Origin of the sequence: Amnibacterium flavum (assembly GCF_003097495.1) — a bacterium.
GTDB lineage: Bacteria > Actinomycetota > Actinomycetes > Actinomycetales > Microbacteriaceae > Naasia > Naasia flava.
In genome coordinates, this window is the sequence record NZ_QEOP01000002.1 from 1,259,996 (window position 1) to 1,271,215 (window position 11,220).

At 67.9% G+C, this 11,220-nt stretch carries 12 protein-coding genes; 7 read left to right on the plus strand and 5 right to left on the minus strand.

The genetic code is table 11. From position 1 onward, the window contains the following. Positions 1-139 precede the first annotated feature (139 nt). From DDQ50_RS13650 to DDQ50_RS13665, 4 genes are all read left to right on the plus strand, one after another. Complete coding sequence (locus DDQ50_RS13650) at positions 140-1,540, plus strand: FGGY family carbohydrate kinase (RefSeq protein ID WP_165829823.1); 1,401 nt, start codon at positions 140-142, stop codon at positions 1,538-1,540. Positions 1,541-1,608: 68 nt separating this feature from the next. Continuing rightward, positions 1,609-2,364 (plus strand): DeoR/GlpR family DNA-binding transcription regulator, encoded by a 756-nt coding sequence (locus DDQ50_RS13655; protein ID WP_116757235.1) that lies wholly within the window; start codon positions 1,609-1,611, stop codon positions 2,362-2,364. 328 nt (positions 2,365-2,692) lie between these two features. After that, positions 2,693-3,964: an ABC transporter substrate-binding protein gene (locus DDQ50_RS13660; RefSeq protein ID WP_116757236.1), complete on the plus strand. Its 1,272-nt coding sequence runs from the start codon at positions 2,693-2,695 to the stop codon at positions 3,962-3,964. 85 nt (positions 3,965-4,049) lie between these two features. Then, positions 4,050-4,973, plus strand: coding sequence for a ketose-bisphosphate aldolase (locus tag DDQ50_RS13665; RefSeq protein ID WP_116757237.1), 924 nt, complete (start codon positions 4,050-4,052; stop codon positions 4,971-4,973). Positions 4,974-5,145: 172 nt separating this feature from the next. On the opposite strand, the gene DDQ50_RS13670 is transcribed toward DDQ50_RS13665, so the two are convergent. Further along, the gene (locus tag DDQ50_RS13670; protein WP_116757238.1) at positions 5,146-5,412 is read right to left on the minus strand and encodes a hypothetical protein; all 267 of its coding nucleotides are present in this window, start codon (positions 5,410-5,412) and stop codon (positions 5,146-5,148) included. A gap of 98 nt (positions 5,413-5,510) precedes the next feature. On the opposite strand from DDQ50_RS13670, the gene DDQ50_RS13675 reads away from it, so the two are divergent. Then, entirely contained in the window at positions 5,511-6,098 is a 588-nt protein-coding gene (locus DDQ50_RS13675) for a DnaJ family domain-containing protein (RefSeq protein WP_116757239.1), read from the plus strand. 17 nt (positions 6,099-6,115) lie between these two features. On the opposite strand, the gene epsC is transcribed toward DDQ50_RS13675, so the two are convergent. The 3 genes from epsC to DDQ50_RS17330 form a co-directional block, all read right to left on the minus strand. Next, positions 6,116-6,655: a serine O-acetyltransferase EpsC gene (epsC, locus tag DDQ50_RS13680; protein ID WP_116757240.1), complete on the minus strand. Its 540-nt coding sequence runs from the start codon at positions 6,653-6,655 to the stop codon at positions 6,116-6,118. A gap of 7 nt (positions 6,656-6,662) precedes the next feature. Continuing rightward, on the minus strand, positions 6,663-7,598 hold the full coding sequence (gene cysK, locus DDQ50_RS13685) for a cysteine synthase A (RefSeq protein ID WP_116757241.1): 936 nt from the start codon (positions 7,596-7,598) through the stop codon (positions 6,663-6,665). A gap of 143 nt (positions 7,599-7,741) precedes the next feature. After that, positions 7,742-7,879, minus strand: coding sequence for a hypothetical protein (locus DDQ50_RS17330; RefSeq protein WP_165829824.1), 138 nt, complete (start codon positions 7,877-7,879; stop codon positions 7,742-7,744). A gap of 146 nt (positions 7,880-8,025) precedes the next feature. On the opposite strand from DDQ50_RS17330, the gene DDQ50_RS13690 reads away from it, so the two are divergent. Together DDQ50_RS13690 and DDQ50_RS13695 are read left to right on the plus strand one after the other, a co-directional pair. Beyond that, complete coding sequence (locus tag DDQ50_RS13690; RefSeq protein WP_116757242.1) at positions 8,026-9,183, plus strand: AI-2E family transporter; 1,158 nt, start codon at positions 8,026-8,028, stop codon at positions 9,181-9,183. A 132-nt stretch (positions 9,184-9,315) separates the two neighbouring features. Then, complete coding sequence (locus DDQ50_RS13695) at positions 9,316-9,993, plus strand: endonuclease/exonuclease/phosphatase family protein (RefSeq protein WP_116757243.1); 678 nt, start codon at positions 9,316-9,318, stop codon at positions 9,991-9,993. A gap of 55 nt (positions 9,994-10,048) precedes the next feature. Here the strand turns inward: DDQ50_RS13695 and DDQ50_RS13700 are convergent, their stop codons facing one another. Beyond that, positions 10,049-11,152: a fatty acid desaturase family protein gene (locus DDQ50_RS13700; RefSeq protein ID WP_116757244.1), complete on the minus strand. Its 1,104-nt coding sequence runs from the start codon at positions 11,150-11,152 to the stop codon at positions 10,049-10,051. Positions 11,153-11,220: the final 68 nt, after the last annotated feature.

An 11,220-nucleotide genomic window follows, 5' to 3' on the forward strand; every position in this document is an offset into this window, starting at 1 on the left:
TGCGGTGCGTGCGGCGGAGGCGCCTGATTGCCCCTGGCCGCATCGCCGGATAGTGTTCGGTGAGCATAACAGTTTGAATCCAATTGGGTTTGTTTTGGTTTCGTTTGGGCAGTGTTGCCCGCCAATTCGAGGAAAGAGCATGCGAACGGACGTCATCGTCGGAGTCGACTTCGGCAGCTCGCGGATCAAGGTCGCCGCCTACGACGGCGAGGGTCGTCCCGTCGCCTCGGCCGAATCGCCCACGCCCAAGCGCTCCGGCACGGAGGGCGACGGCTTCCTCGTGCTCGCGATGATCGATGCGGCCATCGACCTGGTGCGCTCCCTCGCACTCCCGCCCGGGTCGATCGCCGCTGTCGGGCTCAGCTCGATGGGCGAGGCGGGCACCCTGATCGACCACAGCGGGGCTCTCGTCGATCTCGCCTTCCCGACCTGGTACGACCCGCGTGGAGCCGACGTGATAGCCCGGATCGAGGACACCTTCGGGTCCGACGACCTCACCGTGCGGACAGGCCACCACACGCATGTCGCGTCGACGCTCGCCAAGCTCGGACATGTCGCCGCGCAGACGGACTCCCCGCTCGAAGGATCGTTCGTCGGATTGTGCGCCGCACTCGCCTGGCGGCTGACCGGTGAGATCACCCAGGAGGCGGGACTGGCCGTGACGAGCGGCGTCTACGACTCGGCTCGGGGCGAGTACCTCGACGACGTGTGGGCGGCCGCCGGACTCGGCGGGGTGGCGCTCCCCCGCGTCGCCCCGGCCGGATTCGGGCACCCCGCGCGGACACGGTTGGCGAAGGAGCTCGGACTCGCCGAGGGAGCGCCGGTCGTGATCGCGGGTCACGACCACCCCGTCGCCGCCGTCGGGGCGGGGATGCGGGCGAACGAGGTCGGCGACTCGATGGGAACCGGCGAGGCCCTGATCGCCGTCATGCGCTCCGATCTCGCCCGGGACGATGGGCACTGCGCGCGCGTCCTGCGCTCCGACCCCGACCTGACGTTCGAGGTCTGGCCGGCGACCGGTGAGCGGCTCGTCGTGTGGGAGAGGATGCGCCCGGGCCTCGCCATGCAGGCCTTCCTCGACCACAGCGGTCTTGACCGCAATACCGTCGACCGCGCGGCACCGCCGCCGCATCCGGTCGACAGGGTGGAGCACGCCACGGCGCGGATCCTCGAACTCGGCGGATCGGCCGATCTGCCACCGACACCCGACTCGTGGGCGGCCATCATCGACCACTACGTCCTCGTCGCGAATGAGGGGCAGAAGGCCCTTCGCGACGCGACGGGAGCCGACGGCATCACTCTTCTCACCGGGGGCGGCTTGCGATCCGAGCGATGGCGCCGGTCCAAGGCCCTGCTGGCGACTCCGCCCCTGGCGGTCCCGACGGTCCGCGAGACCGCGACTCGCGGCGCCGCCGCGATCACGGGCGCGACGATCGGCTGGTGGCCCGACGCCGAATCCATGCCGGGAGCACAGCGGATCGACCTGCGCCCCGGGTCGCTCGGCGACATGGACAGAGCCGTCGGCGGCATCTTCTCCTGACACGCGGCGCGGGGGCGCCTCCTTCCGAAAATCTCCGTTTGCCTGCGTTTCGGTGCTAGTGTCGGCCCGTGTTCGCCTCTGAACGGCGCGAGGCGATCCTCGCCATGATCTTCGAGCAGGGCAAAGCCCGCACGATCGACCTGGCTCGCAGCCTGGGCGTCTCCGAGGTGACGATCCGCACCGACCTCGAGGTGCTCGAGGATCAGGGTCGCGTCTCGCGAGTGCACGGCGGCGCCACGATGCCCGAGGAGCCGCTCGTCGGCTTCGACCAGCGGAGCACGCAGCGCGTCGAGGCGAAGCAGCGCATCGCCGCGGCCGCCGTTCGACTGATCGAGGACGGCATGACGATCGTCCTCGACTCCGGTACGACGAGCTTCGCACTGGCGAGGCAGCTCCCCACCGTGACGGACCTCGTCGTGCTGACACCGGGGGTCAACATCGCCCTGAGGCTCATGGACGTCGCGGGCGTCGATCTCCGTCTGCTCGGCGGCAAGCTGATGCCGCGCATCGCCGCCACCGTCGGCACCGCGCGCCAGCAGGGACTCGAGGGCGTCATCGCCCACGTCGCCTTCCTCGGCGCCGGCGGAGTGGATGCCGACAACGACATCGTCGAGGGCACATTCGACATCGCCGACTCGAAGCGCACCCTCGGCGCGGTCGCCCGACGCAAGGTGCTGCTCGCGGACGCGTCCAAGTGGACGACGACCGATCACCACAAGGTTTTGAACGTCTCCGATTTCGACACGGTCATCACCGACGACACGATGCCTCAGGCCATCCAGGATTCGATCCGGGCCTCGGGCTGCGAACTCATCGTCGTCTGACCCGAGCGTCACGTCGCCGCAGTGGTGGCGTCCGACCCGCGCGACACCGCGGCAGGGCGGAGGTTGCGGCATACCCGGCAGTCAGCACCGCCGAGCCCTCGGCTTCGGCGCGCCCGAAAGGTAACCGAGCAGTTACGTCGCTCTCTCCCGCGCTCGACTACCTAAGCGATGCAAAAAGAAAGTGTTCCGTTTTCGTATCTTGTCGAGTAGGTTGGCACTGCCGTCACCACGGCACCGCGATCCCCCGGCGTGCACGGGTGCTCGCACACTCTCAGATCAGTGTCGAGACGAGAGTGCTGACGGATACATCTCATTGAGGAGAGGCATTATGAAGCGCAGGATTCTGACGATGGTCGGCATGGGGGCGGCCGCGTCGCTGCTTCTCGCCGGCTGCGCGGGCGGCGGAGCGGGCTCCGACGGGTCCGCGTCGGGCGACGTCACCATCGAGTTCAGCCAGTGGTGGGAGGTCGAGCTCAAAGAAGGCGTCATGCGCGACCTCATGGACCGCTTCGAAGCCGACAACCCGGGCATCAAGGTCGAGCTCATCTCGAACCCCTACGCGGCGACCATGGAGCAGGAGATCGCAGGAGCGGCCACCGGCACACTCGCCGACGTCGTCTCGATCAACGGCACCACCGTGTACGACCTCTACGAGCAGGGCGCGATCACCGACCTCAGCGCCCTCATGGAGGACGCCGACTTCGACACCGACACTCTCGTCAGCAACGATCAGATCGACGGTTCGACCTACCTCGTCCGCGCCCTGAACTTCACCTACCCCATGTACTACAACACCGACCTCCTCGAGGCGGCGGGCATCACCGAGATCCCATCGACCCGGTCCGAGTTCGTGGCCGCCGCCGAGGCGGTGACCAACCCCGACACGGGCACCTACGCCTGGTCGTTGCCGATCAACGTGCAGAGCCCGGCCGGCTTCGACCCGCAGTCGTGGCTGTGGGCTTCGGGCGGCCGCTTCCTCGACGACGGCACCCCCGACTTCGAGAGCGAAGACGTGAAGGACACCCTCGCGTTCCTGCAGGACCAGTACCAGAGCGGCTTCATCACGCCGGGCGCGTTCACCCAGCAGGAGCAGGACAAGGTCGAGGAGTTCACCGCCGGTCGCAACGGGATGATGATCGGCTCGCTGGCCCACATCAACGGCATCCGCGAATCGAACCCCGACCTCAACTTCACCCTCGGCGCGGTCCCCGCCGAGGACGGCTACACCGGCACCCGCGGTCTCGCCGGCGCGACCTGGGGTCTCGGCATCGCCGAGAACAGCGAGCACAAGGCCGAGGCCTGGAAGCTGATCGAGTGGATCATGTCGACCGACGTCAACGCCGAACTGGCGACCGAGGCGATCGGATTCCCCGGAAACGTCGACTCCGTTCCCGGCTACCTCGACGGCGATGAGCTCTTCCAGCAGGCGTTCGACCTCTACCAGGACAGCGAGCTGGTCACCGAGCTCGACGGCCTCCCCCTCGGCACCGATCTGCTGCGCAACCTCAACGAGAACCTCGTGAAGCTGCTCGACGGCGACGCCGACGTGGACACGACGGCGGCAGCGCTGCAGGAGTACTGGACCGACGTCCTCAAGTGATGACGGCGCCGGTGCGGGCGGTGGACACCGTCCCGCACCGGCGTCCTGTCCCTGCACCATTCGACAACGAAAGAGGTAGACACGAATGCTCGTCAACGGAGTGCGGATCCTCGAGCCCGCATATGAGCGGGGCTTCGCGGTCCCTGCCTTCAACATCAGCGATTACGCGATGCTGCGAGGCTGTCTCGAAGCCTGCGAGGAGGTCCGCTCGCCGATGATCGTCTCGATCCATCCGTCCGAGTGGGAGCTGGTGGGCGACGAGTTCCTGGCCTCGGTTCTCGAGCTCGCGCGGTCCGCGACGATCCCCGTCGCGGTGCAGCTCGACCACGGGGCCACGTTCGAGCAGGTGATGGGCGCGATCCGTCTCGGTTTCACCTCGGTGATGATCGACGGCTCGCTCCTCCCCTACGACGAGAACGTCGCGATCTGCCGCAAGGTCGCCGAGGCCGCCCATGCGGTCGGCGTCTCGGTGGAGGGAGAGATCGGCACGATCGGCGCGCGGGACATCAAGTCGGCTGAGGAGATGGCCGACATCGTGTACACGACGCCGTCCGAGGCGCGCGACTTCGTCCGCGACACCGGCGTCGACTACCTCGCGGTCGCGGTCGGCACCTGCCACGGGGTCTACCCGGCCGGCGTCGAACCGAAGCTGAAGCTCGACCTGCTGCGCGAGATCAAGGACTCGACGCCTGTTCCGCTGGTCCTCCACGGCGGGTCGGGCACGCCTGACGCCGAGGTGTCCGAGGCGGTCACGCTCGGTATCGCGAAGGTCAACATCTCGGCCGACATCAAGGTGTCCTACTTCAATCGACTGCGCGAGGTTCTGCTGAACCCCGCCCAGCGCGAACCGCACGACATCTACCCGCTCGCACTCGAGACGATGATGGCGACGGTTCGGCACAAGGTCGAGGTTCTCGGCGCTGTCGGTTCGGCCGACTTCTACCCGGAGTCCGCTGCCGCACGCGAGGCATCACCCTTGCGCGATCTCCAGGCCGCAGTCCAGGCCTGAGACGCTTCCGCTGCAACTCTCGCGCCCGCCGGCCACAGCCGGCGGGCGCGCTGCTGTGCGGGCCAGCGGGAAGCGGCCCCGCCCACCGAGCGCAGCGAAGCGCCCGCCCACCGAGCGCAGCGAAGCGCCCGCCCACTGAGCGCAGCGAAGTGAAGGGCGCGGGTCGCCAGCTTCAGAGGTGCGCGGGGTGGGTGCTCGTCGGGGTTCGAGTCGGGTTCCTCGGTCGTGCTCTTCCGGCCAGCGACACGATCATCGCCCCCACCGCGGCCACGGCGAGGAGGCCGAGAGGAATCACGAACCACCACGAGACGGCCAAGGTCAGCGCCACCAGCCCTCCGAAGATCAGGAGGGCGGCCGCGAAGAACCGGCCGCGCCGATCCACCTCGATCTCGAGGTCGCGGTACAGCAGGCCCACCCGACGAAGTTCCTGCGGATCCATGGCTCAATAGTGCGCCGCTCCGCCGATGCCCGCCACCCTGCCGTCTCTCACTGGGGCGCGTTTACGCTGGTGGGACGCGTTCCGGGAGGTGTTCAGGCGTGAGTGACGATGCACGGCTGCGAGCGGCCCGCTACCAGCTCGACCCCTCCACTGCCGGGAACGGAGCAGCCGATGGGGACGAGGCGCCACCTGCGCCCAACGCCGAGCAGCGGGCCGCTTACGTCGAGACGGCGATCCAGCAGGCCATGCGTCGCGGTGACTTCGACAACCTCCCCGGGAAGGGCAAACCGCTTCCCGAGCTGGGCGCCACCCACGATCCCGACTGGTGGATCCGCCGCAAGATCCAGACGGAGCGTCTCACCGGCCTCGGTCCACCCGCGCTCACCCTGCGCACCGAATCCGCCGAGCTGCAGGGCCGCCTGGACGCCCTTCACTCCGAACAAGACGTCCGCGACGTGATCGCCGACTTCAACCGGCGCGTGCGCGAGGCTCGACGCCAGCTGCTCGGCGGCCCACCGGTCGTCACGCCGCTGCGCGATGAGGACGCGGAACTGGTCGGGTGGCGCGAACGCCGGCTTGCCCGCGCTGAAGCCCTCGATCGGGAGCGCCGAGCCGAAGCCGAGCGTCTCGCCGGGTTGACCAGGCGCGAACGCCGCAGACTGCGGCGATCCGGCGGAATAGTCTGATCAGGGAAGCGGCCCTCTCAGATCTGCCAGAACTCCGCCGTGTAGTCCTTACGCTGCGGGCGCGGTTTCGCCGGCACACCCACGAGCAGCGAATGCTGCGGGGCATCCTCGAGGACGACAGCCCCGGCACCGACGACGGAGTCATGACCGATCACGATCGGGCCGAGCAGAGTCGCGCCAGCACCGACGACCACGCGGTCACCGACGGTCGGGTGCCGTTTCGTGGGGAAGCTGCTGGTGCCTCCGAGGGTGACGCCGTGGTACAGCATCACATCGTCGCCCACGATCGCGGTCTCACCGATCACGACGCCCATACCGTGATCGATGAAGAAGCGTCTCCCGATGACCGCACCGGGATGGATCTCGACCCCGGTCAGAGAACGCGCGACCTGCGACACCACCCGTGCGGGCAGCCGCAGACCCGCACCCCAGAGACGGTGCGCGAAGCGGTACCACCAGATGGCATGCAGACCCGAATAGGTCAGCCATACCTCGAACGAACTGCGGGCGGCGGGGTCTCGACGACGAGCCTCCGCGATGTCCTCGCGAACCGACACCGACGCGTCAGACCTCGAGGTTCTCGTAGAGCACGGTCGACAGGTAGCGCTCGCCGTAGCTCGCGACGATGACGACGATGGTCTTGCCGGCGTTCTCGGGCCGCTTCGCCAACTCGAGAGCGGCGTGGACGGTGGCGCCCGACGAGATGCCGGCGAGGATGCCCTCCTCCGTCGCGAGACGGCGAGCGACCTCGACCGAGGTGGTGATGTTGACGTCGATCACCTCGTCGTAGACGGAGCGGTCCAGCACGTCGGGGACGAAGTTGGCGCCGATGCCCTGGATCTTGTGCGGTCCGGGAGCGCCGCCGTTCAGGATCGGCGACTCCTCGGGTTCGACGGCGACGACCTGCAGGCCAGGCTTCTGCTGCTTGAGGTAATTGCCCGCACCCGTGATGGTGCCGCCGGTTCCGACGCCCGCGACGAAGATGTCGATGGAGCCGTCGGTGTCCTCCCAGATCTCGGGCCCTGTCGTGGCGAAGTGGATGGCGGGGTTCGCCTCGTTCTCGAACTGACGGGCCAGCACGGCACCCGGCGTCGACTCGGCGATCTCGGCCGCACGACTGACGGCACCCTTCATGCCCTCGCTGGGCGGGGTGAGAACGAGCTCGGCCCCGTAGGCCTTGAGCAACTTGCGCCGCTCGATGCTCATCGACTCGGGCATCGTGAGGATGACCTTGTAACCGCGGGCCGCACCCACCATGGCGAGTGCGATACCGGTGTTGCCGCTCGTGCCCTCGACGATCGTGCCGCCGGGATGCAGCGCACCCGACTTCTCGGCGGCGTCGACGATGGCGATGCCGAGACGGTCCTTCACGGACGCGGAGGGGTTGTAGAACTCGAGCTTGGCGAGAACCGTGGCGCCGGCGCCCTCGGTCACGCGGTTGAGCTTGACGAGAGGGGTCCGTCCGAACGCCTCGGTGATCGACGAGTGGATACGTGACATTCAAGTGCCTTCAACGGTAGAGAGGTGATGAACGAGCCAACTCTAGAGGGCGGGGACCCGAGAGCCCCTGGAGGCCCGGGCGCACGTTACGCCGAGTTGCGACGCGACAGCGCCCGCCCGAGTCGGAACAGCGCCCGATCGGGTCAGAACGGTTCGAGCATGTACACGGCACCGTGCTCAGGACAGCGCAGTTCCATGGCGAGGTGATGGTTCGAGGACACGGGCTGCGCGTCCAGCTCGGACTGGCAATCGGGGCATCGTTCCGCGGCGTCGTCGACCATGGTTCAGACCCTACGCAGCCATGTTGTCGGCACGGTTTCGGTGAGCATCCGGTCTGCTGGGGGCCCGCTTTGAAGCGGCTGTGGATCTCGACCCGTCGGCCGCCCTCGTGCCTCGGCTGACAGTGGCGCTTCAATAGAGTGGCGCAATGAGACGACGCCCGATCGACCGCGCCGACGGCCCCTCGGGCCTCGACGCCCCGCCGCCCGCCTCGGCGTCCCGCCTCTGGTCCGATCACCTCGGCCGCTGGAGCACACGATCGCTGCAGATCCTGATCCTGCTAACCCTGGTCTCCGTCGTCATCTTCGCTCTCGTCCAGGTGAAGCTCGTCGTCATCCCCGTCCTCATCGCGACGATCCTCGCCGCCGCGCTCTCCCCCGTCGTGATGTGGCTGCGTCGCCATGGCATGAAGCCGATCATCGCGACCTGGATCACCCTCATCGCCGCTCTCGTCATCATCGGCGGCATCGTCACCCTGATCGTGTTCGCGGTGCGAGGCCAGTGGGATTCGCTGGCCACCGCCGCGGTCAGCGGTTTCGAGGACCTCCGCGACTACCTGTCCCACCTGCAGCTGCCCATCGACACCATCGACTGGGATTCCGTCGTCGCATCGGTGCAGGGCTTCCTGACGAGCTCGCAGTTCGGGTCCGGCGCCATCGCCGGCGTCTCGGCCGCGGCCGAGGTGGTGACCGGCGCGCTCCTCGTCTTCGTCCTGCTGTTCTTCTTCCTGAAGGACGGCGATGTGATCTGGAACTTCTTCCTCCGTCCGTTCCGGGGCGAGCGCCTCGCTCGCGGCAAGCGAATCGGCCACACCGCGGTCCGCACCCTCGGCGGCTACGTGCGCGGCACCGCCATCGTCGCTCTCGTCGATGCGACCGGCATCGGCGTCGGCCTCGCCATCATCGGGGTACCCCTCGCGCTGCCCCTCGCGGTCATCGTGTTCTTCACCTCGTTCATCCCCCTCGTGGGCGCAACGCTCGCCGGCGTGCTCGCCGCACTGGTCGCGCTCTTCACGAACGGGATCGGGGCGGCCGTCTGGGTCGTCATCATCGTCGTCGCCGTGAACCAGCTCGAGGGCAACTTCCTGCAGCCGGTCGTGATGGCGCAGTCGCTGAAACTGCACCCTCTCGTGATCCTCGTCGCGTTGACCGTCGGCACCATCCTCGGCGGCATCGTGGGCGCCATCCTCTCCGTGCCCATCGCGGCCGTGGGCTGGGCGGTGCTCAAGACCTGGAACCCGCCTCAGTCCCCCGCAGGACTCGGCAGAGGCGGACCACCGACCGCGACATCCACACCGGTCGCATGACGCGTCGGGCACCTGTGGCGTGACACGGGTGGAACCGGTGTCAGGGCATACTGGCGTGACGAGCCGCGCAGCACGTCCCGTCAGACGGGTCAGTATCACGTCGGGCGAGAAGGCGAGCGAGGGGAATCCAGGGTGAGGGTCGTCAGCTACAACCTGCGCAAGAACGCGGCAGTCGGGGAGCTCGCTCAGATCACCGAGCGGCACGAGGTCGACGTCCTGTGCCTGCAGGAGGTCACGACCGGTGAACTGCCCGAGCGGCTCGAGCATCTCGTGCTCGCCGACGCGACGAGGAACAACCGCCTCGGCCTCGCGGTCTACGTCCGCGAGTCCCGGTTCGAGGTGCGCGCCACGAAACTGCTCGCCGTTCACAAGTCCCTGCACGACCGGGTCCTCGCGCCGGCGAATGAGCGGCTGCTCGCCGCCCACCTGTACGACCGTCAGCGCGAGTGCGAGGTTCTCGTCGGCTCGTTCCATGCGGCACCGCTGACCGCGTCGAATTCACTGCGCCGCAAGCAGATCGCGGCCGCCCACGAAGGCATGCGAGCACTGGCCGCGGGCGTGCCCGCCCTGATGGTCGGCGACTTCAACTATCCGTGGTTCATCAACGGTCTCGAACGCCGGCTCGACGCCGAGGGGTACCGGCTGACCCGCACCACCGAGAAGACCTACCTGCGCTACAAGGTGTTCACGGGCTACTTCGACTTCGTCACATCGACCGGTTTCGACATCGAACGCGTCGACGTCCTCCCCGCCGGCGCATCGGATCACCGCGCGATCAGCCTCGAAGCGCACCTCAGCCCGGCTCGCTGAGCCGGGCTGAGGTGGTCCGCCGATCCGGCGGTGCGGTGCCCCGCAGGGCGCATGATCAGGCGGTGCGGTAGGAGGCTGCGGCCGGGCACTCGAACGGGTCGGCGCTGCCGATGCCCACACGGTGCAGGTAGCGGACGACGATCGCGTAGGACCGCACCAGCGTGGTCTCGGTGTACGGGACGCCGAGCTTCTCGCAGTAGGCGATCACGACCGGACGCGCCTTGCGCAGGTTGATGCTGGGCATGTTCGGGAACAGGTGGTGCTCGATCTGGTAGTTGAGCCCGCCCATCGCGGTCGCGATGCCGTAGCGGCCGCTGATGTTGCGCGAGGTGAGGACCTGACGTCGCAGGTAGTCGACCTTCTGGTCCTCGGCGATGATCGGCATTCCCTTGTGGTTGGGAGCGAAGCTGCCGCCCATGTAGAGGCCGAAGGTGAAGAGCTGAGCGAGCATGAAGGCCGTGCCGAACACCGGTCCGAGGGCGATGAAGACGAGGACGGGGAAGCCGATGAGGCGGACCGCGAGGAGCGAGCCCTCGACCCAGCGGTGCTTGATCCCGTCGCCGCGCAGCACCGACTTGACGGCGGAGACGTGCAGGTCGATGCCCGAGAGCATGAGGATCGGGAAGAAGTAGTAGCCCTGCTTGGCGGTCAGCCAGCGTGCCGCTCCGGTGCGGACGGCCGCGTCCTCCTTGACGAAGGCGATCGCGCCGGGGGTGATGTCGCCGTCCTTGCCGACCGTGTTCGGGTTGGCGTGGTGACGGGAGTGCTTGTTCATCCACCAGCCGTAGCTGAGCCCGACGAACAGGTTGCCGACGACGCGGGAGAACCATTCGTTGCGCTTGCCCGATTCGAACATCTGACGGTGCGCGCTGTCGTGGGCGAGGAACGCCGACTGGGTGAAGACGATCGAGAAGTAGACGCCGACCGCGATCTGCCACCACGAGGGGCCGACCGCGAAGAGGAGCACGAAGCCGAGGGCGTATGCGGCGATGAGCAGCGTGCAGCGGATCGCGTACCAGATCGGCCGACGCTCGAGGAGACCCATCGCCTTGATCTGCTTGGCGAGGTCGGTGTAATCGCTCGCGTGCCCGGCTTGAGCGGTCCCGGGCTTCTTGCGGCGGGCTTCCGTCGGGCGGAACGTCGCTTCGGTGAGGGTCATAATCCGACAGTACGAAACCGCCCGATCCGCCGCGTCACTCTGCGGAGCCCTTTAGCGCGTGCTACCGG

Excerpts from the sequence above, each read along its gene's own strand:
- DDQ50_RS13650 (WP_165829823.1), top strand. The coding sequence starts at position 140 with ATGCGAACGGACGTCATCGTCGGAGTCGACTTCGGCAGCTCGCGGATC.
- DDQ50_RS13700 (WP_116757244.1), bottom strand. The coding sequence starts at position 11,152 with ATGACCCTCACCGAAGCGACGTTCCGCCCGACGGAAGCCCGCCGCAAG.
- DDQ50_RS13690 (WP_116757242.1), top strand. The coding sequence starts at position 8,026 with ATGAGACGACGCCCGATCGACCGCGCCGACGGCCCCTCGGGCCTCGAC.
- DDQ50_RS13670 (WP_116757238.1), bottom strand. The coding sequence starts at position 5,412 with ATGGATCCGCAGGAACTTCGTCGGGTGGGCCTGCTGTACCGCGACCTC.
- cysK (WP_116757241.1), bottom strand. The coding sequence starts at position 7,598 with ATGTCACGTATCCACTCGTCGATCACCGAGGCGTTCGGACGGACCCCT.
- DDQ50_RS17330 (WP_165829824.1), bottom strand. The coding sequence starts at position 7,879 with ATGGTCGACGACGCCGCGGAACGATGCCCCGATTGCCAGTCCGAGCTG.
- DDQ50_RS13660 (WP_116757236.1), top strand. The coding sequence starts at position 2,693 with ATGAAGCGCAGGATTCTGACGATGGTCGGCATGGGGGCGGCCGCGTCG.
- DDQ50_RS13665 (WP_116757237.1), top strand. The coding sequence starts at position 4,050 with ATGCTCGTCAACGGAGTGCGGATCCTCGAGCCCGCATATGAGCGGGGC.